This is a genomic window from Actinomycetota bacterium (genome assembly GCA_019347675.1).
GTDB lineage: Bacteria > Actinomycetota > Nitriliruptoria > Nitriliruptorales > JAHWKO01 > JAHWKW01.
In genome coordinates, this window is the sequence record JAHWKW010000010.1 from 98,761 (window position 1) to 119,753 (window position 20,993).

The window sequence follows — 20,993 nt, forward strand, 5'->3', positions numbered from 1 at the left end:
CCCGGGTCCACGTCGGGGCGCTCCGTGGGCGGTCGAGCTGATCCGGTTGGTGGTCGTCCTGGGTTTCACCGCCGGCGGCTTCGCCGTCGGACCCCCCGTCGATCAGCTCCTTGGTCCCGATGTCGCGCCGGTGGATCTGACGACCACCCGCCTGATCGCGTCGGTCCTGGGCGCGCTGGTCGGCTACGTCGCCGGGGGGGTCCTCGGCCGTGGGTTCCTGTCCGGCGTCGACGCCGCCGAGGCCCGTCTGCGCCGTGTCGACGCGGCCGTGTTGATCTCGGCGGTGCTGGGTGCCGCCGTCGCCGGGCTGCTGGCTGCGCTGCTGCTCACGCCGGTCCTGGTCCTGCCCTACAAGGCGGTCACGGTGCCGGCGGCGATCACCGTCGCCGCGATCGCCATGTACGTCGGTGGGCGGCTGGGGGCTGCCCGCGGCGGTGACCTGCTGCGCTTCCTGGGCGCTCGCGGTCGCATCGAGGTCACCACGCCCACCCGCGGTGGCATCACCAAGCTCGTCGACACCTCGGCGCTGATCGACGGCCGGATCCTCGAGGTCGCCCGCGGTGGCTTCCTGGAGGGCACCGTGGTCATCCCGCGCTTCGTCCTCGACGAGCTGCAGCGCCTGGCCGACACCGAGGAGCCGCGGCGGCGACGGGCCGGCCGCCGCGGCCTCGAGACCCTGCAGCGCCTCCAACACGAACAGGTCGTCGGTGTGGAGGTCACAGACGACGAGGTCGCGCAGTTCGCCGACGTCGACGCCAAGCTCGCCGCGCTCGCCCGTGAGCGGCGCGCGGCGCTGCTGACCGTCGACGCGAACCTGTCCCGTGTCGCCGAGATCTCCGGCGTGCGGGTGCTGAACCTGCACGCGCTGGCCGAGGCTCTCCGCCCGCCCGTCCTGCCCGGCGACCGCATCGAGATCAGGATCAACAAGCCGGGTCGGGAACCGGGGCAGGGCGTCGGGTACCTGCCTGACGGCACGATGGTCGTCGTCGAGCGCGCCCGCCCGCACGTCGGAGAGCAGGTGACCGCGGAGGTCGCGTCGCTGTTGCAGAACCGCAACGGGCGCATGGTCTTCGCGACCCTGCAGGACCGGTGAGCGACGCTCCGCGGGAGCGGCGCGAGAGTGGGAGGTGTACCGGTGAGCGACGCCCCGCAGGGGCGACGCGAGAGGAGCTGTCTTAGGTCTCCTAAGACCGCGACGGAGGTGTACCGGTGAGCGACGCCCCGCAGGGGCGACGCGAGAGTCGGAGGTGTGCCAGTGAGATCAGCGGCGCCCCGCAGGGGCGACGCGGAGGTGTACCGGTCAGCGGCGCCCCGCCAGCCGGCAGAAGTCCCGAGGACCGAGCCGGAACGGACCACGACCGACGCGTGGCACCGGTGAGCGAGGTCACCGCGGTCGTGGTCGCGGCCGGCCGCGGGCAGCGACTCGCTGACGCCGGCGCCGGTCGGCCCAAGGCGCTGGTCGAGGTCGACGGACGGCCGCTCCTCGATCTCACGCTCACCACCCTGCGGGCGGTCCGGGCCATCACCGCCGTCGTGGTGGTGCACCCACCGGGCGCCGGATCCGATTTCCGCGCCGTCGCCGGCAGCGACGTCGCCCTGGTCGCGGGTGGTACCAGCCGGTCAGCCAGCGTCCGTCGCGGGGTGGAGGCGCTGGTGCCGGGCAGCGAGCTGGTGGCCATCCACGACGCCGCCCGCCCGCTGGTCCCCCCGGCCGTCATCGCCGACGCGGTCGAGGCCGTGACCGGCGACGTGGTGGCGGCGGCTCCCGGTCTGCCGGTGACCGACACCTTGAAGCGGGTGGGCGCCGGCGGCGACGTGCTCGCCACGGTCGGGCGGGGCGGCCTGTGGGCGGTCCACACCCCGCAGGTGATCCGCCGCGACGTCCTGGAAACCACGCTCGACTGGGCGCGCGGTCGCGACGCCACCGACGACCTGTCCTTGGTCGAGGAAGCCATCGCCGCCGGTGCCGTGGGCGGCCGGGTTCGGCTGGTGCGGGGCGACCCGCGCGACCTGAAGGTCACCCACCCCGAGGATCTGCTGGTCGCCGTCGCGATCGTTCGTGGGACCCGCCCGTGAGGGTCGGGACTGGCTTCGACGTGCACGCCTTCGCCGACGACCGCTCGCGACCGCTGGTGCTGGCCGGGATCGAGATCCCCGGCGCGCCTGGGCTGGCCGGCCACTCGGACGCCGACGTGGTCGCGCACGCGTTCGCCGACGCCCTGTTGGGCGCCGCGGCGCTGGGCGACCTGGGCAGCCAGTTCGGGGTCGACGATCCCGCCCTGGCCGGGACCTCGTCGCTGGAGCTGCTGGCCCGCGTCGCGACACAGGTCGCGGAGGTCGGCTGGCGCATCAGCAACCTCGACTGTGTGGTCGTGGCCCAGCGTCCGCCTCTGGCGACGTTCCGCGACGCGATGCGCGTCCGGGTGGCGACCCGACTGGGCCTGCCCCACGGTGACGTCTCGGTGAAGATCACCTCGGCCGACCGCCTCGGTGCGGTCGGCCGGGCCGAGGGGATCGCGTGCCTGGCCACGTGTTGCCTCGTCCGGTCGGGTTCGGACGGCGCCCCGCCCCCCGTTTAGGCTGCGGGCGGCGCGACCGCCAGGAGCCGATGACGATCAACATCCACGACACGCTCGAACGCAGGAAGGTCCCCTTCCAACCGCGTGACGATGGCCGCGCGGCCGTGTACGTCTGCGGCCCCACCGTCTACGGCGACCCCCACATCGGTCACGGCCGCTTCGCGGTCGTGTTCGACGTCTTCCACCGCTACCTGCGCTACCGCGGCTACGACACCACGTTCGTGATGAACATCACCGACATCGACGACAAGATCATCGCGCGTGCCGCCCACGAAGGCGTGTCGGCCTTCCAGATCGGCGACCGATACGTACGGACCTGGAACCGGGCGATGGACGCGCTGGGCGTGATCCCCCCCGACGTGCAGCCACGCGCCACCGGCCACGTCGGGGAGATGCAGCGGCTGATCCAGGATCTCATCGACCGGGGTCACGCCTACGTCTCGGACGGCAACGTCCTGTTCCGGGTGCGGTCCTTCCCCGGGTACGGTCGGCTGTCACGGCGGCGGCTCGAGGACGCCCAGCAACCCGCCGACGTGGCCGAGGTCGTGAAGGAGGATCCCACGGACTTCGCGCTGTGGAAGGCCGCCAAGCCGGGCGAGCCGAGCTGGCCGTCGCCGTGGGGTGAAGGCCGGCCTGGCTGGCACATCGAGTGCTCGGCGATGGCCGCCAAGCACCTGGGGCACGGCTTCGACGTGCACGGCGGCGGGGTCGACCTGATCTTCCCCCACCACGAGAACGAGATCGCGCAGCACGAAGCGGTCTACGGGCCTCCGTTCGCCCGCTACTGGATGCACAACGGGATGCTGGAGTTCGCCGAGACCAAGATGTCCAAGAGCGTCGGGAACGTCGTCGGGATCGACGACGCGCTCGCCCGCTGGGGTCGTGGGCCGCTGCGACTGTGGTACGTGACGTCCGGGTACCGCAGCCCGCTGATGTTCAGCGAGGAGCTGATCGACGAGGCCGAGAACGCGTTCGAAAGGATCGTGACGTTCGTGCGGAACGCGCGGGCCGCGGCCGACGGCGTCGAGCCGGCCCGCGAGGCGGGGCGTCGGCACGTGGCCGCCTTCGAGGAGGCCCTCGACGACGACCTGAACCTACCCGGTGCGCTGGCTGCGCTGCACGAGGCGGTCAACGCGGGCAACGAGTGGTTCGGTCGGGCAGACGCCGGCGAACGCGACGCAAAGGCCGCGGTCCGCGGGGTGGCCGAGACCGTGGTCAGGTTGGGCGACGACGTCCTGGGGCTGGGCATCGCCGAGACGCTCCGGCCAGCCGAGGCACTCGGGCGCCGGTTCGGCCCGATGGTCGAGGAGCTCCTCCGGCGGCGCGACGCCGCCCGCTCCGAGCGCGACTTCGCGACGGCCGACGCGATCCGTGACCTGCTGGGACGGGCGGGCATCACCGTCGAGGACCGGCCGACAGGACCACGGTGGCACATCGAGCCGGACACCTTCCGCCACGATGGCGCGGAACCGCTCGCCGCTGAGGAGCAGGCCGCGGAGCTCCCCACCGCTCAGATCTGATCGATGGCGTCGCGCCGGGCGGGGCGCCGGCCGCCGCGGATCGTGCCGGGCCTGCACCCGGTCCGTGAGGTACTGCGTGCAGGCACCGACGTGGCCGAGATCCACATCGACCCGTCCCGGCGCCAGTCACCCGTCCTGGGCGAGATCCGTGACCTGGCCCGACGGTCGGGGTCCGCGGTGGTCGACAGCGACCGCCATCAGCTCGACGACCTCGCTGGCGGCGTGACCCACCAGGGTGTGGTCGCGGTGGCGGCGCCCTACCGCTACCACGACGTGGACGACGTCGTGGCGGCGGTGCCGCCACGACAGCCGCCGCTGCTCGTCGCCCTCGACGGCGTCACCGACCCGCACAACTTCGGGTCGGTCGCCCGGACCGCCGAGGCGGTCGGGGCGCACGGCCTGCTGGTCCCTGCGCGCCGGGCGGTGGGGGTCACCCCCGCTGCCGAGAAGGCCGCGGCGGGAGCGCTCGCGTACCTCCCCGTCGCACAGGTGACCAACCTGGTCCGCACCCTGACCGCGCTGGCGGTGCGTCCGGTGTGGTCGGTCGGCCTCGACACGGGCGGAGACCTGTCCATCTTCGACTGCGAGCTGCTGGCTGAACCGGTCGTCATCGTCGTCGGGGCGGAAGGACGCGGCTTGAGCCGTCTGGTGGCCGACACATGTGACCAGCTGGCGGCTGTGCCGATGCGTGGCCGGGTCGCGTCGCTCAACGCCTCGGTCGCGGCAGCCGTGGCGCTGTACGAAGCGCGGCGACGCAGGGGATGACGGTTCGCTGCCTCGGGCGTGCCTGCGAACGTCGGCCGCTGCGTGCGTGGGCGCGGCGACGCAGGGGATGACGGTTCGCTGCCTCGGGCGTGCCTGCGAACGTCGGCCGCTGCGTGCGTGGGCGCGGCTACGCTGGGGGAGCGGTCAGCGTCCGTTCGTCATCGCCCGGTCGTCGGATCGTTGCGGATACTGCGCGCGGACGTGTCGGTGGGAGGTCGCGGCGGATGGGCGATGCCCGGCTGTGGGGTCCGAACGAGCGCCGCCCTGCCGCGACCGTGCTGTCCGACGAGGACCTCGTGGACTTGGCTCGCGACGGCGACGAGCACGCCATCCGCGAGCTGATCGCCCGCTACCGGCGCTTCGCGCGCTCCAAGACCCGCTCCTACTTCCTGGTCGGTGGCGACCGTGAGGACGTCATCCAGGAGGGGATGATCGGGCTGTACAAGGCGATCCGTGACTACGTTGGCGACCACGACTCGACGTTCCGTTCCTTCGCGGAGCTGTGCATCACCCGCCAGATCCTGACGGCCATCAGGTCGGCCACGCGCCGCAAGCACGCCCCGCTCAACTCCTACGTGTCCTTCGACCGGCCCCAGTGGCTGGCGGACCAGGAGGTGGGCACGGTCGGTGACACGGTCGCGGTCGAGCCCGACGCCGATCCGGCGCGGATCCTGATCGCATCGGATGAGCGACGCGCGCTGGAGGAGACGTGTCACGGGCTGCTGTCCAGGCTCGAAGCCGCGGTGCTCGAGCTGTACGTCGACGGGCGCAGCTACCGTGAGATCGCCGACCACCTCGGCCGGCACGTGAAGGCGGTCGACAACGCCCTGCAGCGCATCAAGCGCAAGCTCGAAGACCACCTGCGTGACGGCGGCGCCGACGGTCGGCTTTGAGCTCGATGAACCGGCGCCGACCCGCAATCGAGCCGGGTGTCGGATTCGAACCGACGACATCGCGTTTACAAGACGCGTGCTCTACCACCTGAGCTAACCCGGCGAACACGGTGTGAGGGTACCGCCCGGAACCGTAGCGGTGCCGCCTAGTTGCACGCATGTGGTTCGCCCGGCATGCTCGCGCCATGACCGGGGAGGCAGCGCCGATGGGTCACCACACCGACGCCGAAGCGGACCAGCTCGACGCACGTGACCGCGCCATCCTCGATTTCGAGCGGGAGTGGTGGAAGGTCGCTGGCGCCAAGGAGGACGCGATCCGCCAGCGGTTCGACGTCTCCCCGACCCGCTACTACCAGCTCCTCAACCGTCTGATCGACGACGACGCCGCGCTGGCGTACGACCCGATGCTCGTCAAGCGGCTGCGACGGCTCCGGGCGGCCCGGCAGCGTCGGCGGGCCGCCCGCCGTCTCGGCACCGACTCGTCCGCTGACCGGTGAGCAGGCACCTCGAAGACGGCGACCGTAGCTTCGTCGCGTCCGTCGTCCGCCACCTCCTGGCCGGCGTGGCGCTGGTCGCCACGGTGGCGGCGGCGTTCTGGGGAGTCGGGCGGCTGCAGACCACGCCGACCGACGTCGAGGTCGGGACGGGAACCACGGAGGGGCCCACCGTGCAGACGCCCACCGTCACCGCCACCGAGGACGCTCCCACCATCGAGGACACGGCTGCTGTGCAGGATCCGCCCACCGCCGCGTCGCCCACCGTCACCCCGACTGACCCCGCCACGTTGCCTGCGGTCGACCCGTCGCAGGTCACCGTGCAGGTCCTCGACGCTGCCGCGGACGGTGGCAGCCGCGCCGCGCACGCCGTCCGTACCCTCCGCGAGGCCGGGTACAGGGTGGTCGCCGTCAACCGGGCGGTGCGCACCTACGCCCGGACGACGGTGTTCCACACGGCGGATGAGACCGTCGCGGCCGAAGCGGTCGCCGCGGCGCTGCCCAGTCCAGACGAGGTCATCGAGGCGAAGCCCGACAACCTGTCCGACTCCGTCAAGGTCCACGTCGTCGTCGGGACCGACTACCCCGAGCCGTGATCAGGCGGCAACCTGTGGCCGTGGGTTCTCGTCGGCCGGCCGCTGATGTGGCCGGCCGTCGGGTAGCGTCGCGTCGGCGCAAGACGGACGGGACGCGGATGTGACCGACGAGCGCGAGCGCCGGGCCCGGCTGTGGTTCTGGTGGACGTGGACGGTCATCGGGATCGTCGCGCTGCTGTACGTGGCCTGGCAGCTGTTGCAGCGACCGCTGGCGATCGCCGTCCCGCCGCTGGCGCTCGCGGTCGTGATCGTCTACGTCCTCAACCCGGTCGTGCGCAGGCTGGCCGACCGTGGCGTTCCCCGCGTGGCCAGCGCCGCGCTGGCGTACGTGGTCCTGGTCGGCGCGGTGGTCGCCGGGGTTTCGTTCCTCGTCCCGGTGATCGGCGAACAGGTCGCCGCGTTGGGCGACCGCGCTCCGGAGATGGGCCGGTCGTTGCAGGGTGCGATCAACCGCCAGCTGGACACCTTGGGGATCGACTACCGCGTCGAGCTCGGCTCCGAGTCGCTGCAGGCGCAAGAGACGGTCCGTCAGTACCTGCTCGGGCGGACCGGGACGCAGTTCGGCCAGATCCTCGCGAGCGCCGGATCGGTGGCCCGGGGCATCCTCCACGCCGCGGTGATCGTCCTGCTCGGCCCCGTGCTCGCCTTCTACCTCCTCGCCGACCTGCCCAACGTCCTGGAATCGTTGCGACGGATCATCCCGCCGGGACAGCGATCGGAGGTCGTGTCCGTCGCGGAGGGGATCATGGCGCGTGTCGGCGGCTACTTCCGCGGTCAGCTGCTGGTCGCGACCTTCGTCGGCGTGGCGACCGCCGCGGGGCTGCTGGCCGTTGGGTTGCCGTTCTGGGCACTGGTGGCGCTGATCACGGGCGTGTTCAACCTCGTCCCGCTGATCGGGCCGTTCGTCGGGGGAGCGATCGGTGTGGTGGTGGCGCTCACCGCCGGCGACGGGCTGTCACAGGCGGTCTGGGTGGTCGCGGTGATGACGGTGGTGCAGCAGGTCGACAACCACGTCGTCAGCCCCAACGTGATGTCGCGCACGGTGGAGATGCATCCGATCACCGTGATGCTCGGCCTGCTCGTCGCCGGATCGCTGTACGGCATCGTTGGCATGCTGGTGGCGGTCCCGGCGATCGCCGCCGCCAAGCTGGTGCTGTTGCACCTGCTCGCCACGCGCGCCCCGTGGGCGACCGAGGACCTGCCGCGGCCGGCGACGGCGGGGCGATCCCCACCGCAGGCGCCACGGGAGTTGCTGAGCGCCCAGCCGGCCACGGAGGCGACCGCCGAGCCCGAAGACGCCCGCACGCCCCGCTAGACCGGGTGACAGCCGGCGCGGAACGTCGTCAGGGGAGGCCGCTCCGCGACGGTCACCTCCGTCTCGCCCAGCTGCAGGTTCCCGGAGCGATCACGTTGCGGGCGACGCAGCAGCGTTGTCACCTCTCCGGTCAGCCGCCCCTCCGCGCGGAGCCGCGTCGCGGCGACGTGCAGGATCTCGGCTGCCATCGCCGACAGCGCGGCCAGCGACTGGTGGGTGTGTCGGCGCGTGCCGAGGTCGACCTGAGCGATGGCGTTCGCCCCCAACCGGGCTGCCACGTCGATCAGCAGGGCGAACTCGACCCCGTACCCGGCCACGAACGGGACCTGTTCCAGGACGCCGCGACGGCCCGCGTACTCCCCGGCCAGCGGCTGGACCAGCCCGGACAGGTGCGGCCAGAAGGCCGCCAGCAGTGGGCGGGCCACCAGCTCGGTGACCCGCCCACCACCGGTCGGATCGACCACGTCGCCGACGCGCAGCGGGCGGTCGTAGCAGGCCTTCGCCAGCGCGATCTGCGCGTCAGCCAGGAGAGGTGCGAGCAGGCCTGCCACGTACCGCACGTCGGGCGCGTGCACGTCAGCGTCGAGGAACATCACGAGGTCGCCACCGGTGACGGCGAGACCCTTCCACAGCGCATCGCCCTTCCCTCCAGGCGGGCCCGCCTCCGGCAGCACCGCCCGCTGATCGACGACCCGGGCCCCGGCTGCGGCGGCGCGTTCCTGCGTCCCGTCGGTCGAGCCGCCGTCGACCACGACGACCTCGTCGACGAGCCCGGGGACCTGTCGCGCCGCCGCGATCACCCCGGCGATGGTCCCCGCCTCATCGACCGCGGGGATCACCACGGTGACGCGGTCGCCGACGAGCCGTCGGTGCGCGGCCACCGCCGCCGGGTCGACGTCCTGCCAGCGCCACGTCAGGTGGGCGAACCAGGCGGCTGGCGCTGCCATGTCTCGCCTCCGGTCGAGGCCGTACGGACGGCCGTCCCCAGCTGCGATTTGCCAGGGACGGCCACGGATGGCACCGTACTCGTGCGGCGACGCCGCCCGGAGCGGCTCGACGCGGCATGATCCGGACGCCCATCCGGAGAGGTGGAGGGCTCGGGCCCGAAGAAGCCTCGGCAACCCCCCGCGGACGCGGCGGGAACGGTGCCAAACCCGGTCTCCTTGAGCGGCGCCTGCCGGCGCCGTGGAGTGGGACGATGGGCCGGCGGTTCGCATCCGCCTCCCCGGCCTACCCGCGGAGGCTTTGAGGTACCGGCGCCCCCACGTCCGTGGCCGACGTGAAGGACGCACGTGACCAGCTCCGAGCAGCGGCTCGTCCGCAACGTGGCCGGGCTACGGTGCCGCGAGTGCGGCAGCGAACAGCCGGTTGGCCCCAGCCACGTCTGCGGCTTCTGTTTCGGTCCGCTCGAACCCGTCTACGACGACGCCGTCGTCGCCGCGCGCGCACACCGCGACGTGATCACGGCGGGGCCGGCGACGCTGTGGCGGTACGCGCCGCTCCTGCCGATCGTCCGTGACGGGCCACTGCCCGACGACCTGGGGACCGGACTGAGCCCGCTCCGCCCCGCCCCGCGGCTCGCCGCCCGGTTGGGGCTGGGCCGGCTGTGGCTGAAGGACGACACGCGCAACCCGTCGGGTTCGTTCAAGGACCGGGTCGTGTCCGTCGCGCTGCAGGCGGCGCGCGCGTTCGGCATCGAGACGCTCGCCTGCGCGTCGACGGGGAACCTCGCCAACTCGGTGGCGGCGCACGCGGCACACGCCGGCATGGACGCGTACGTCTTCGTCCCCCACGACCTCGAGGAAGCCAAGATCGTCAGCTCCGCGGTGTACGGGGCGAACGTGGTCGCGGTGAAGGGCAGCTACGACGACGTCAACCGCCTGTGCGCGGAGGCCGCCGACGATCTGGGGTGGGGGTTCGCGAACGTCAACCTGCGCGCCTACTACGCGGAGGGGTCGAAGACGCTCGGTTTCGAGGTCGCCGAGCAGCTCGGCTGGCGCCTGCCCGACCACGTGGTCGTGCCGGTGGCGTCCGGCTCCCAGCTGACCAAGGTGCACCGCGCGTTCCGCGAGCTGGTCCGCCACGGTCTCGTCGACGATCACCCGACGCGGATCTCGGGGGCGCAAGCGGCCGGATGCAACCCGGTCGCGGCCGCGTTCAAGGCCGGCCGCGACGTCATCCGCCCGGTCAAGGCGGACACGATCGCCAAGTCGCTCGCGATCGGCAACCCCGCTGACGGCTACTACGCGGTCAACGTGGTGCGCGACACCGGCGGCGAGGTCGACGACGTCACCGACGACGAGATCCGCGACGGCATGCGACTGCTGGCCGAGACCGAAGGCATCTTCGCCGAGACCGCCGGCGGCGTCACGATCGCCACCCTGGCCAAGCTGGCCCGCAGGGGATCGGTGACCCCCGGTGAACAGGTCGTCGCGATGATCACCGGGAACGGCCTGAAGACCGTCGAGTCTCTCACCGGACACGTGGGTCCCGCGTTCCACATCGAACCGTCCCTGGACGCCTTCGGGCGCCAGCTCCGCTCGCGCGGGTGACCGGAAAGGGAACCGATGCCCGTCACCGTCCGCATCCCCAGTCCCCTGCGGAGCCTGTCCGACGGCATGTCCGAGGCGCAGGTCGACGCGACCGACGTGCGCGGTGCGATCGAACAGCTCGAGGCTGCCCACCCGGGGTTCCGCGAACGGCTGTTGGACGACGACAGCCAGCTGCGTCGCTTCGTCAACGTCTTCGTCCGGGACGAGGACGTCCGTTTCCTGAACGGCCTGGACACCCCCGTCGAGGACGGTGACGTCGTGTCGATCGTCCCTGCCGTCGCCGGAGGCTGACCGCACGCGCTCGTGCGTCCAGCGCCCATGCGTTCGTCCGATCGGCGCGGGCCTGGCAGGTTCCCCCGCCGTGGGCGCCGGCGTCGGGTCACACCGTCGCGCGTGGGGACGTGAACGGCCGACGAGCACCGCACGTTCGCGTCGCGCTGATCAGGAGCCGTCTCTTGCCTGCGATCTTCCACGTCCGCCGACTGCTGGTCGTGCTGGCCATCGTGGCGGTTGGCCCGGTCGCGCCGGCGCACGCCGACGACCCGTCGCTGTGGTTCCCACAGCAGCTGCCGGTGCAGTTCACCGACACCTGGGGAGAGGCCCGCGCGGCCGGACGGACCCACACGGGGACCGACATCATGGGCGCCCAGATGGATCAGGTCTACGCCGCCGCCTCCGGCGTGATCAGACGCGCGGCCGGCGAGGACTGCGCACCCGGTGCGTACTGCTCGTCGTTCTCGCTGCTGATCAACGGTGACGACGGGCACAGCTACTTCTACGTGCACCTGAACAACGACACCCCGGGCCGACCACAGGGCTGCGACGGGCTCGGTGGCGCGGACGGCGCGTTCGCCCCGCGCCTGGTGGACGTCCTGGGTCGCCGCGGCACCTTGGAGGGGGTCCGCGTCGAGCGCGGGGAGCACGTGGCCTACGTGGGGTCGTCGGGCAACGCCCCGTGCGGTGTCGACCACACCCACTTCGAGATCTGGCACGGCCGGGACTGGGGCAGCCCCAAGATCAACTCCTACCCGGCCTTGCGGGCCGCGTTCGACGCCGGGCGGGTATGGGGCCCCGAGGGCGCGCCTCCGCCGCCGGGGCGGTACGACCGCGTGGCGGGCCGCAACCGCATCGAGACCGCCGTCGCGCTGTCGCAACACAGCTTCTCCACTGCCACCACGGTGGTGGTCGCGCCGGCCAACTTCCACGTCGAGCCGCTCGCCGCTGCACCGCTGGCCGCCAAGCTCGGCGGTCCGGTACTGACCGTCTGGGCGGAAGGACCCGATCCCGTGCCCCAGGCCGTCGCCGACGAGATCCGGCGGCTCGGCGCGACGCGAGCGGTGCTGGTCGGCACGCCTGAGCGCCTCTCGAGCGACGTGGAACGCGAGCTCGTCGAGGAGGCGGGGCTGGCCGCCGCCGACCTGCGTCGCATCGCGGGGAGCGACCCGTTCGAGGTGGCGGGCAACGTCGCCCGGGAGGTCCTGCAAGGAGCCAGCGGACCGGTCTCACCGCTGCTGGCTCTCGGCTCCCACAGCGACCCCAACCGGTCCTGGCCGGACGCGCTCGCCGGGAGCGTCGTCGCCGCCCGTCAGGGCGTGCCCGTGCTCCTCACCCGCGAGGACCTCCTGCCCGACGCCACCCGGCAGCTCCTGGCCCGTGCCGACGTCAGCGAGGTCCGCATCGTCGGCGGCCACGTCGCGATCGACCCCGCCGTGGAGGACGAGGTCCGCGCCCTCGGTCACGCCACCCGCCGGGTGTTCGGGCCCACCCGCCACGAGACGTCTCTGCGGCTGGCTGAGGAGCTGCTCGGCGCCGGCACGGCGACCGCGGCCGAGGTGTACGTCGCGACCGGAGGGAACTTCCCCGACGCGGTCGCTGCCGGGCCGGCGGTCGCCCGCACCGGCCACGTCCTGGTCCTGGCCGATGGAGCCGACGCTGACCTGCAGTACGAGCTGTGGCCGTGGCTGCGCGACCGGGCGACCGAGATCGAGATGGTGCACGCCGTCGGCGGGACCGCGGCGGTCAGCGACCCGGTCGTGCGCCGGGTCGCGTCGTTCGCGAACTGGGCACGGTGATATCCGACGGGGACGTGGTGGGGCGTCGTGCGACGCGCCTGCTAGGCCTGTCAGCGTGGCTGGTGGCTGACCGGCCCGTCGCCGGGCGCCACGCGATCGCCGCTGACGTAGGGTGCAGCGACCCTCGGACCGCCGGATCGGAGGCCGACCATGGCGGAGGGCCAGCAGGATGAGCCGGAGGAGGTCGAGTCCGCCTTCGAGCTGACCGTCGAGGAAGGTCAACGGCGCCTCACCCGGACGATCCCCGCTCTGGTGGGCACCGGCCTGGCCGCAGGGGTGGACGTCAGCATCGGCGTGTTCGCGCTGATGCTCGTCCTGCACAACACCGACGAGAACCTCCTGGTGGGGGCGATCGCGTTCTCGTTCGGGTTCGTCGCGCTGACCCTGGCCCGCAGCGAGCTGTTCACCGAGAACTTCCTCGTCCCGATCGCCGGGATGCTCGGGACCGAACACGGCGTGTACTCGATCCTGCGGCTGTGGACCGGCACCGCGGTGCTCAACCTCGCCGGCGGGTGGGTCGTCGCAGCCCTGGTCATCAGCGGCTTCCCGCAACTGCGTCCGACCGCGATCAAACTCGGCGAGCACTTCACGGAGCTGGGCATCGGCTGGCGGTCGTTCGCCATGGCGATGCTGGCCGGGATGATCATCACCGTCATGACGTGGATGGTGGAGTCGACCCGCTCGCGCGGTGCGCAGATCGTCGCGTCCGCTGGGGCGGGGTTCCTGCTCGCCGCCGCCGAGATCAACCACTGCATCGTGGCGTCGCTGGAGATGTTCGCCGGCCTGATCGCCGGAGCGCCCTACTCCTACCTCGACTGGCTCTCGGTGTTCGCCTGGGCGGCGCTGGGCAACATGGTCGGTGGGGTCGGGCTGGTCACCGTGATCCGGTTCGTGCAGGCCGGCAGCTCCGCACGCCGCGCCGCCGGGGGCCGCCCACCTCCGCCGCGGGAGCAGATCGAGAGCCACTGAGCCGCCCAGTGCGTGCGGTCACGCCCGGGCGCGGCGCCCGCGGGACGGATCGGGGTCGTCACGGCCGACGACCGCATCGAGCCAACGCGCGACGAGCGCGAGGCCCACGGCGCGCACGTACGGCTCACGCCGGTCCGCTTCGGACGCCAGCGCGTCGGGATCCGTCCCGGCGCGCTCGAAGCGGATGCGGTTGCGGGGCTCGCTGCACCAGGCCGCGACCTGGGCGGCGTCCACCTCGGGATGGAACTGCACCCCGTAGGACACCTCGTCGGGCGCGCGCCACGCCGCCACACCGTCCGAGCCGGTCAGCGTCACGATCGCGCCGTCCGGGAGACGCACCACCTCGTCGTCGTGGAGGAACAGTGCCGCCGCGCCGTCGGGCCAGCCGGCGAACACCGGGTCGTCGCGTCCTTCTGCGGTCCGCTCGAGCGGGACGAACCCGATCTCGGGAACGCCGCGGCCGCGGACCTCGCCGCCCAGGATCGCTCCCAGCAGCTGCACCCCCAGACAGATCCCGAACAGCGGCACGCCCCGCCTGAGAGCTGCTCGCAGCCCAGCGATCTCCCCTTCCAGCCACGGGTGGTCAGCCGCGTCGTGGACGCCCATCGATCCGCCCAGGACCACGATCCCGCGCACGTCGTCGAGGTCGGGGAACGGGGCGCCGGCCGCCACATCCACCAGCCGCCACGGTCGGGTTCCCGCGCGCGCGTCGAGGACCCGGGTCAGGGCGCTCGGCCCCGCCGTCTTCGCGTGCTGCACGACGAGCGTCTCGCCGTAGTCGTGGTCGGGTTCGGGGGGTTCGGTCATGGCCGGCCAGCGTAGTGTTCGACCGGCGCCGTGACGCCTGGTTGAGTCTCCGCGGCCCGCCCCGCCAGGGAAACAACGCCAGCGGCGCTGCGACGTCGGGAGGGAGCTTTCGGTTCGCGGGTAGCCTCCCGGTCCTGCGGGACCCAGGAGGAACCCTGCCGGTCATGGCGACGTGGTGGTTGGCGATCGCGCTGATCGCAGTGGCGCTGGGCGGCTGCGGCAACGACGGTGGCGGCGGTCGTGGCGACACCGGCAGCCACCCCACGCGGCGGACGGTCCATCTCGGCCAAGAGCCCCACGTGACGGTCCCCGACGAGCCGCCGCCTCGCGAGCTCACCGTCGATGACCTGGTGGTCGGAGACGGCCCGTCGGCAGCACCCGGCGACATCGCCACGTTCCACGACGTCGGCGTGCGCCACGCCGACGGGGAGGAGCTCGACTCGTCCTGGAACCGCGGCATCCCGGCGAGGTTCTCGCTCGCGCAGGTCCTGCCCGGGTTCGCCAAGGGCATCGCCGGGACCGACGGAATCGAGGCGATGCGCGTCGGGGGCCGGCGGGTGCTCATCCTGCCCCCGCACGAGGCCTACGGCGAGAACCCACCGGGGGGCGGGCCGGCCGACACCCTGATCTTCGTGGTCGACCTGGTGGCATTGGATGAGTGACCTCGAAGCGCTGATCCACCGGGCCGACCCCAGCCAGCTCCTTCTGGAGATCGACCGGCTGGTCGACCGTCGTGACTGGGACGGCCTCGTCGTGCTGCGTGACCGTTGCGAGGCCGCCGTCGAGCTCGGCAAGCAGCTGTGGCCGGTGGCGCAGTTCGCCGAGTACCGGCTCGCGCTCGAGGCTCCCGGACCCTACGCGGCGGCCGTGTGCCAGCCTGGTGCCGGCCGGTTCGCGCTCGGCCCGCTGACCGAGGTCGCCGGCTCCACCCACCGCTGGGATGACCTCGCCGACCACCTGCCGGCACCGTGGACGGCGGCCACGGTCGCGCAGGAGCGCGTCATCCGTGGCGAGGACCTGACCGGCGACCGCCGCGCCCACGCGGAAGAGTTCGACCTGCCACTGCGGCTGCAGCCGTGGGAACCGCCCTACCCGCTGCCCACCTACCGCCCCTACGACCGCCACGAAGGCGGCCCCGACCCGATCGACGTCGAGCACCGTCCCGCCGATTCGGTGCCGGCTCCGCCGGTCGATCTGCCCGACGTCAGGCGCGCCCTGGCCGACGTCGCCAGCGAGTGGGCGGAACGGTCCAACGGCGGCTGTCACGTCGTCACCGTCCGGGGAGAGGCGGCCGGCGCCGCTGCGGCCCTCCTCCCCGGCGCGGTGGCGATCGCCCCGTTGCCCGCCCCCGACGCCCTGGCGCAGCTGGCATGGACCGCCGCGTCGGGCGGGGCGTACGGCCGACGCCGCGGGATGGCAGCGGCCCGCTCGGCGCTGCTGTGGTTCGTCCACCGGGCGACGTCGCTGCCGTTCCCGGCCGACCTCGACGCTCTCACCGAGGCGGTCGCCGCCGACCTGGCCTGGTACCACATGGCCGGCGGTGAGGGCGACCGCGGATGGAACCTCCGGCTCGCGGTGGAGCACCGCAGCGCCGGGTGGGCCGCCGCCATCGACGCCTGGGACCGGTTCCGCGACGACGCCGACGCAGACGCCCACAGCAACCGACCGTGGTAGGCCAACCCAGCAAGGACGCCGGTGGGTGACCAGCGACCACAGCCCGACCTCGGGACGCTCCAGCGCCTCCTCGGCACCTGGCAGGGACAGGGGACCGGCCACTACCCCACCATCGATGACTTCGCCTACGTCGAACGGGTCACGTTCGAGCACCTGGGCAAGCAGTTCCTCGTCTACACGCAGCGCACCCGCCACCGCGACGACGGCCGGCCGCTGCACGCCGAGAGCGGGTTCCTGCGTCACGGCGATCCCGGCCGCGTGGAGCTGCTGATCGCCCAACCGACCGGGATCGTCGAGGTCTACCAGGGTCCGTACGACGGGACCGTGATGGACGTCCGCGCCACCACCATCGGCCTGGCTGCCACCGCCAAGCCGGTCCGTTCCGTGCGGCGCCGCTTCCAGGTCGACGGCGAGGCTCTCAGCTACGACCTGTGGATGGCTCACGGCGACACGCCCGAGACCCACCACCTGCACGCGGAGCTGCGCCGCAGCTGAGACCCACGGGTGTCCGACCGCCGGTGGGACCCACCAGCGTCCGGGGCGATCCACGTCCATGGTGGAACGGAACCACTCAACGAACCGAAGGGGTCTCCATGGCGTCCATCGCACGAGTCACCGAGCTCAGCGCCAGGTCCGAACAGAGCTTCGAGGATGCGATCGAACGCGGTATCCAGCGTGCGCAGCGCACGCTGCGAAACGTGCGCTCCGCCTGGGTGAAGGAGCAGCGTGTCGAGGTCGGCGACAACGGGATCGCGGGCTACCAGGTGAACATGCTGGTCACCTTCGAGCTGGAGGAGTGAGCAGCGGCCCCTCGCCTGACGCTGATCACGCGTGCTGACCGGCTCCTGGCGGGCGCGCGATTGGCGCGCCGGGTCGCCGCCCGCCTGATCGTGCGAGCGGGGAACCGCCGGGGCCGCACGCACGCGGCCGGTGTGGCCCAGGAGGCGCTGGGTAGCATCGGCACAAAACGCGGAGAACACTCGCACGATGGTTGACACCACCTCCTCCTCTCCCTCGACCGCCGGCGGCGACGGTTTCGGGGTGAACACCTGGCTCGTCGACGAGCTCTACGAGCAGTACCTGGCCGATCCCGACTCGCTCTCGCCGAGCTGGCAGGAGTTCTTCGAGGACTACCGCCGCGAGGACCAGCCTGATCGCGCTCGCGTCGAGACCACGGAAGCCAACGATGTGGCCACGCGCGCGCGGGCCAAGGCCGGCGCCCGTGGTGAGCCGGCCGCTGCGGCGGAAGCGTCGGTCGAGGACGCCAAGCACAAGGACGCGGCGACCCGCGGCAGCCCCGCCGAGACCGCCGAGCCGGCAGCTCGCCGCGAAGGCCGTCCGGAGCCGATCGAGGAGGAGCCGCCCCGCGAGCAACCCCCTGCCGCACCCGAGGAGCCACGAGCTGAGCGGCTCCGCGGCATCAAGGCCCGCATCGCCGAGAACATGGAGGCGAGCCTGGAGGTCCCGACCGCCACCAGCGTGCGGACGGTGCCCGCCAAGCTCCTCGAGGTCAACCGCACGATCGCGAACAACTACCTGCGCCGGGTCTACGGCGGGAAGCTGTCGTTCACGCACCTGATCGCGTACGCCGCGGTCCGCGCGCTCGACGCGGTCCCCAACATGCGGTTGGTGTTCGCGGAGGTCGACGGCAAGCCCGGTGTGGTGCGTCGCGACCACGTCAACCTCGGCCTCGCCGTCGACGTCGAACGCGGCGGGGAGCGTCTGCTGCTGGTCCCGTCGATCAAAGACGCGGACACGCTCGACTTCCAGGCGTTCCTCGACGCCTACGAGGGTCTCATCCGCAAGGTCCGCACCAACAAGCTCCAGCCGCAGGATTTCGCCGACACCACCATGACGATCACCAATCCTGGCACGATCGGGACGGTGATGTCGGTCCCCCGTCTGATGCAGGGCCAGAGCGTCATCCTGGGTGTCGGTGCGATCGACCACCCGGTCGAGTACCAGGCGGCCGACCCGCGCACGCTGGCCAAGATCGGCGTGTCCAAGCAGATCACGCTCACCTCGACCTACGACCATCGCGTGATCCAGGGAGCCGAGTCCGGCCTGTGGCTGCACCGCATCCACGACCTGCTGCTCGGCGAGGACGGCTTCTACGACGAGGTCTTCGCTGCGTTGACGATCCCGTACGAGCCAGCCCGCTGGCGCCAGGACGTCAGCCCGTTGGACTCCGACCTGGCGATGCTGGACAAGCAGGCCAACGTCGACCAGCTGGCGCACATGTACCGCGTCCGCGGTCACCTGATCGCCGACCTCGACCCGTTGGCGCAGAAGCCGCCACAGATGCACCCGGAGCTGGACCCGATCACGTACGGCCTGTCGATCTGGGATCTCGACCGTGAGTTCGTCACCAGCATCGGTGGGAACGGCACGATGCCTCTGGGGCGGATCCTGGGGCTGCTGCGTGACGCGTACTGCCGCACCGTCGGCATCGAGTACATGCACATCCAGGATCCCGACCAGAAACGCTGGATCCAGGCGCACGTCGAAGGGATCGAGTGGGATCTGCCGCCGGAGGACAAGCGCCACATCCTCCAGCGCCTCAACGCGGCAGAAGCCTTCGAGCGGTTCCTGCACACCAAGTACCTCGGGCACAAACGGTTCAGCCTCGAGGGCAGCGAGAGCTTCATCGCCCTGCTCGACGCGGTGCTCGAGCAGGCGTGCCTGTCACACATGGTGGAGGTCGTGATGGGGATGGCCCACCGCGGCCGCCTCAACGTCCTCGCCAACATCCTCGACAAGTCCTACCGCGACATCTTCAGCGAGTTCGAGGGCGACATCGACCCGCAGACGGTCCAAGGGTCCGGAGACGTCAAGTACCACGTCGGCCAGACCGGGGTGTTCCGCTCACGCGCCCGTGGTGAGGTCCGCGTCACCCTGCCGTCCAACCCGTCGCACCTGGAAGCGGTCGACCCGGTGGTCGAAGGGATGACCCGCGCCAAGCAGGACCTGATCGACGAGCCGGGGACCTTCCGGACGCTGCCGGTGCTGGTCCACGGCGACGCGGCCTTCGCCGGACAGGGCGTCGTGGCGGAGGTGTTCAACCTCAGCCAGCTCCGCGGGTACCGCACCGGCGGCACGATCCACATCGTGATCAACAACCAGTTGGGGTTCACCACCCCACCGGAGGCGGCGCGTTCGTCGGAGTACTCGACCGATATCGCCCGGGCCGTGCAGGCCCCGATCTTCCACGTCAACGGCGACGATCCCGAAGCGGTCGTGCGGGTCGCACGCTTGGCGTTCGACTACCGCCAGACCTTCCACAAGGACGTGGTGATCGACCTGGTGTGCTACCGCAGGCTCGGCCACAACGAAGCCGACGACCCCTCCTACACCCAGCCACTGATGTACTCCAAGATCGAGAACAAGCGGTCGGTGCGCAAGCAGTACACGGAGCGGCTGGTCAAGCGTGGCGACATGTCGATGGAGGACGCCGAGGAGCTCCTCGACGACTTCCAACGTCGGTTGGATGAGGCGTTCGAGAAGACCAAGGACTCTCGGCCGCCGGACGTCCCGGTGGCGCGTCAGCCCGCGCCGCCCCGGGGCGTCCTCCCACCCGTGGACACCGGCGTGAAGAAGGACGCACTCGACCGCGTCGTCGACACGATCTTCACCGAGCCTGACCACTTCACCATGCATCCCAAGCTCAAACGGCTCTTCGATCGGGCGGCGCAGCGTTACCGCGACGAGGCACGGGTGGACTGGCCCCTGGCCGAACAGCTGGCGTTCGGGTCGCTTCTGCTGGAGGGCATCTGGGTCCGTCTCGCCGGGCAGGACAGCCGCCGCGGCACGTTCTCGCAACGGCACGCCGTGCTGGTCGACTACGAGACCGGTGAGGAGCACGCTCCGCTGGCCCACCTCAGCTCCGACCAGGGCAAGTTCTTCATCTACGACTCGTTGCTGTCGGAGTACGCCGCGGTGGGCTTCGAGTACGGCTACTCGGTGGCGAACAAGGACGCGCTCACGATCTGGGAGGCCCAGTTCGGTGACTTCGTCAACGGCGGACAGATCATCATCGACCAGTTCATCGTCGCCGCCGAGGACAAGTGGGGTCAGACCTCGCCGTTGGTGCTGCTCCTGCCGCACGGCTACGAAGGTCAGGGGCCCGAGCACTCCTCCGCCCGCATCGAGCGGTTCCTGGTCCTCGCTGCGGAGGACAACATCCAGCTGGTCAACTGCACCACGGCAGTGCAGTACTTCCACCTGCTCCGCCGCCAGAAGCACCGCGACGGTCACCACAAGCCGCTGGTCGTCTTCACCCCCAAGTCCCTGCTCCGCGCCAAGCACTCGGCCTCCAACGTCGAGGAGTTCACCACAGGCCACTTCCACGAGACGCTCGACGACACCGGTGTGGCCGACCGCGGCGCGGTCGAGCGGGTCATCCTGTGCAGCGGGAAGATCGCGTACGAGGCGATGGAGCGGCGCGACACCCAGGGCGCGCCAGCCGCGATCGTCCGCGTCGAGCAGCTCTACCCCTGGCCGGGGGACCAGATCGGCGAGCTCCTCGACGGCTACCCCAACGCGTCACAGGTCATGTGGCTGCAGGAGGAACCCGACAACATGGGGCCGTGGCCGTACGTGCACTCCCGGCTGCACCGGATCCTGCGGGAACGTGACCTGGAGCTCACCCACGTCGCGCGGCCCGAGTCGGCCAGCCCAGCAACCGGCAGCCACACCGTGCACGAGCAGGAGCAGGAGCAGTTGCTGCGGCGCGCCTTCGCCCGGAGGGAGACCTAGCC

20 protein-coding genes, 1 tRNA gene and 1 riboswitch are annotated in these 20,993 nt (G+C 71.7%); of the genes, 18 read left to right on the forward strand and 3 right to left on the reverse strand.

Annotated elements, in window-relative coordinates:
* Window positions 1-46 precede the first annotated feature (46 nt).
* The 6 genes from KY462_08435 (at window position 47) to sigH (ending at window position 5,757) form a co-directional block, all read left to right on the forward strand.
* The gene (locus tag KY462_08435) at window positions 47-1,093 is read left to right on the forward strand and encodes a TRAM domain-containing protein (protein MBW3577749.1); all 1,047 of its coding nucleotides are present in this window, start codon (window positions 47-49) and stop codon (window positions 1,091-1,093) included.
* A 272-nt stretch (window positions 1,094-1,365) separates the two neighbouring features.
* The gene (ispD, locus tag KY462_08440; GenBank protein ID MBW3577750.1) at window positions 1,366-2,076 is read left to right on the forward strand and encodes a 2-C-methyl-D-erythritol 4-phosphate cytidylyltransferase; all 711 of its coding nucleotides are present in this window, start codon (window positions 1,366-1,368) and stop codon (window positions 2,074-2,076) included.
* Window positions 2,073-2,579 carry a 2-C-methyl-D-erythritol 2,4-cyclodiphosphate synthase gene (gene ispF, locus KY462_08445; protein ID MBW3577751.1) on the forward strand — a complete coding sequence of 169 codons (507 nt, stop codon included), beginning with the start codon at window positions 2,073-2,075 and terminating at the stop codon, window positions 2,577-2,579. The genes ispD and ispF overlap by 4 nt, the downstream gene beginning before the upstream one ends.
* Window positions 2,580-2,608: 29 nt before the next feature.
* Entirely contained in the window at window positions 2,609-4,099 is a 1,491-nt protein-coding gene (cysS, locus tag KY462_08450) for a cysteine--tRNA ligase (protein MBW3577752.1), read from the forward strand.
* Between the two features lie 3 nt (window positions 4,100-4,102).
* Entirely contained in the window at window positions 4,103-4,864 is a 762-nt protein-coding gene (gene rlmB / locus KY462_08455) for a 23S rRNA (guanosine(2251)-2'-O)-methyltransferase RlmB (GenBank protein ID MBW3577753.1), read from the forward strand.
* Window positions 4,865-5,088: 224 nt separating this feature from the next.
* On the forward strand, window positions 5,089-5,757 hold the full coding sequence (gene sigH / locus KY462_08460) for an RNA polymerase sporulation sigma factor SigH (GenBank protein MBW3577754.1): 669 nt from the start codon (window positions 5,089-5,091) through the stop codon (window positions 5,755-5,757).
* A 30-nt stretch (window positions 5,758-5,787) separates the two neighbouring features.
* Here the strand turns inward: sigH and KY462_08465 are convergent.
* A tRNA-Thr gene (locus KY462_08465) sits at window positions 5,788-5,860 on the reverse strand.
* 82 nt (window positions 5,861-5,942) lie between these two features.
* Between KY462_08465 and KY462_08470 the strand changes: the two genes are divergently transcribed.
* The 3 genes from KY462_08470 to KY462_08480 all read left to right on the forward strand — a co-directional run bounded on the left by KY462_08470 (window position 5,943) and on the right by KY462_08480 (window position 8,162).
* Window positions 5,943-6,254 carry a DUF3263 domain-containing protein gene (locus tag KY462_08470; GenBank protein MBW3577755.1) on the forward strand — a complete coding sequence of 104 codons (312 nt, stop codon included), beginning with the start codon at window positions 5,943-5,945 and terminating at the stop codon, window positions 6,252-6,254.
* Window positions 6,251-6,847: a LytR C-terminal domain-containing protein gene (locus KY462_08475; GenBank protein ID MBW3577756.1), complete on the forward strand. Its 597-nt coding sequence runs from the start codon at window positions 6,251-6,253 to the stop codon at window positions 6,845-6,847. Before KY462_08470 ends, KY462_08475 begins: the two co-directional genes overlap by 4 nt.
* Window positions 6,848-6,947: 100 nt before the next feature.
* A complete protein-coding gene (locus tag KY462_08480) occupies window positions 6,948-8,162 on the forward strand; it encodes an AI-2E family transporter (protein ID MBW3577757.1) in 1,215 nt (404 codons plus the stop codon).
* Here the strand turns inward: KY462_08480 and KY462_08485 are convergent.
* Window positions 8,159-9,109 carry a glucosyl-3-phosphoglycerate synthase gene (locus KY462_08485; protein ID MBW3577758.1) on the reverse strand — a complete coding sequence of 317 codons (951 nt, stop codon included), beginning with the start codon at window positions 9,107-9,109 and terminating at the stop codon, window positions 8,159-8,161. The genes KY462_08480 and KY462_08485 overlap by 4 nt on opposite strands.
* A gap of 126 nt (window positions 9,110-9,235) precedes the next feature.
* Window positions 9,236-9,367: riboswitch (SAM riboswitch) on the forward strand.
* A gap of 87 nt (window positions 9,368-9,454) precedes the next feature.
* Here KY462_08485 and thrC point away from each other — a divergent pair.
* The 4 genes from thrC to KY462_08505 all read left to right on the forward strand — a co-directional run bounded on the left by thrC (window position 9,455) and on the right by KY462_08505 (window position 13,755).
* Window positions 9,455-10,714, forward strand: coding sequence for a threonine synthase (thrC, locus tag KY462_08490; GenBank protein ID MBW3577759.1), 1,260 nt, complete (start codon window positions 9,455-9,457; stop codon window positions 10,712-10,714).
* A 15-nt stretch (window positions 10,715-10,729) separates the two neighbouring features.
* Entirely contained in the window at window positions 10,730-11,005 is a 276-nt protein-coding gene (locus KY462_08495; protein MBW3577760.1) for a MoaD/ThiS family protein, read from the forward strand.
* Between the two features lie 164 nt (window positions 11,006-11,169).
* A complete protein-coding gene (locus KY462_08500) occupies window positions 11,170-12,786 on the forward strand; it encodes a cell wall-binding repeat-containing protein (GenBank protein ID MBW3577761.1) in 1,617 nt (538 codons plus the stop codon).
* 150 nt (window positions 12,787-12,936) lie between these two features.
* Window positions 12,937-13,755 (forward strand): formate/nitrite transporter family protein, encoded by an 819-nt coding sequence (locus KY462_08505; GenBank protein MBW3577762.1) that lies wholly within the window; start codon window positions 12,937-12,939, stop codon window positions 13,753-13,755.
* A gap of 18 nt (window positions 13,756-13,773) precedes the next feature.
* Here the strand turns inward: KY462_08505 and KY462_08510 are convergent, their stop codons facing one another.
* Window positions 13,774-14,562 (reverse strand): type 1 glutamine amidotransferase, encoded by a 789-nt coding sequence (locus KY462_08510; GenBank protein MBW3577763.1) that lies wholly within the window; start codon window positions 14,560-14,562, stop codon window positions 13,774-13,776.
* Window positions 14,563-14,726: 164 nt separating this feature from the next.
* Here KY462_08510 and KY462_08515 point away from each other — a divergent pair, with 164 nt between their 5' ends.
* The 5 genes from KY462_08515 to KY462_08535 all read left to right on the forward strand — a co-directional run bounded on the left by KY462_08515 (window position 14,727) and on the right by KY462_08535 (window position 20,991).
* Complete coding sequence (locus KY462_08515; GenBank protein MBW3577764.1) at window positions 14,727-15,224, forward strand: FKBP-type peptidyl-prolyl cis-trans isomerase; 498 nt, start codon at window positions 14,727-14,729, stop codon at window positions 15,222-15,224.
* Window positions 15,217-16,236 (forward strand): hypothetical protein, encoded by a 1,020-nt coding sequence (locus KY462_08520; protein MBW3577765.1) that lies wholly within the window; start codon window positions 15,217-15,219, stop codon window positions 16,234-16,236. Before KY462_08515 ends, KY462_08520 begins: the two co-directional genes overlap by 8 nt.
* 21 nt (window positions 16,237-16,257) lie before the next feature.
* Entirely contained in the window at window positions 16,258-16,731 is a 474-nt protein-coding gene (locus KY462_08525) for an FABP family protein (protein ID MBW3577766.1), read from the forward strand.
* A 98-nt stretch (window positions 16,732-16,829) separates the two neighbouring features.
* Window positions 16,830-17,036: a dodecin family protein gene (locus KY462_08530; protein ID MBW3577767.1), complete on the forward strand. Its 207-nt coding sequence runs from the start codon at window positions 16,830-16,832 to the stop codon at window positions 17,034-17,036.
* 187 nt (window positions 17,037-17,223) lie between these two features.
* Window positions 17,224-20,991 carry a multifunctional oxoglutarate decarboxylase/oxoglutarate dehydrogenase thiamine pyrophosphate-binding subunit/dihydrolipoyllysine-residue succinyltransferase subunit gene (locus tag KY462_08535; GenBank protein MBW3577768.1) on the forward strand — a complete coding sequence of 1,256 codons (3,768 nt, stop codon included), beginning with the start codon at window positions 17,224-17,226 and terminating at the stop codon, window positions 20,989-20,991.
* The last annotated feature ends 2 nt before the right edge of the window (window positions 20,992-20,993 follow it).

Excerpts from the sequence above, each read along its gene's own strand:
- KY462_08505 (MBW3577762.1), top strand. The coding sequence starts at position 12,937 with ATGGCGGAGGGCCAGCAGGATGAGCCGGAGGAGGTCGAGTCCGCCTTC.
- KY462_08485 (MBW3577758.1), bottom strand. The coding sequence starts at position 9,109 with ATGGCAGCGCCAGCCGCCTGGTTCGCCCACCTGACGTGGCGCTGGCAG.
- KY462_08530 (MBW3577767.1), top strand. The coding sequence starts at position 16,830 with ATGGCGTCCATCGCACGAGTCACCGAGCTCAGCGCCAGGTCCGAACAG.
- KY462_08515 (MBW3577764.1), top strand. The coding sequence starts at position 14,727 with ATGGCGACGTGGTGGTTGGCGATCGCGCTGATCGCAGTGGCGCTGGGC.
- KY462_08495 (MBW3577760.1), top strand. The coding sequence starts at position 10,730 with ATGCCCGTCACCGTCCGCATCCCCAGTCCCCTGCGGAGCCTGTCCGAC.
- rlmB (MBW3577753.1), top strand. The coding sequence starts at position 4,103 with ATGGCGTCGCGCCGGGCGGGGCGCCGGCCGCCGCGGATCGTGCCGGGC.
- cysS (MBW3577752.1), top strand. The coding sequence starts at position 2,609 with ATGACGATCAACATCCACGACACGCTCGAACGCAGGAAGGTCCCCTTC.
- sigH (MBW3577754.1), top strand. The coding sequence starts at position 5,089 with ATGGGCGATGCCCGGCTGTGGGGTCCGAACGAGCGCCGCCCTGCCGCG.
- KY462_08520 (MBW3577765.1), top strand. The coding sequence starts at position 15,217 with ATGAGTGACCTCGAAGCGCTGATCCACCGGGCCGACCCCAGCCAGCTC.
- KY462_08535 (MBW3577768.1), top strand. The coding sequence starts at position 17,224 with ATGGTTGACACCACCTCCTCCTCTCCCTCGACCGCCGGCGGCGACGGT.
- KY462_08510 (MBW3577763.1), bottom strand. The coding sequence starts at position 14,562 with ATGACCGAACCCCCCGAACCCGACCACGACTACGGCGAGACGCTCGTC.
- KY462_08470 (MBW3577755.1), top strand. The coding sequence starts at position 5,943 with ATGACCGGGGAGGCAGCGCCGATGGGTCACCACACCGACGCCGAAGCG.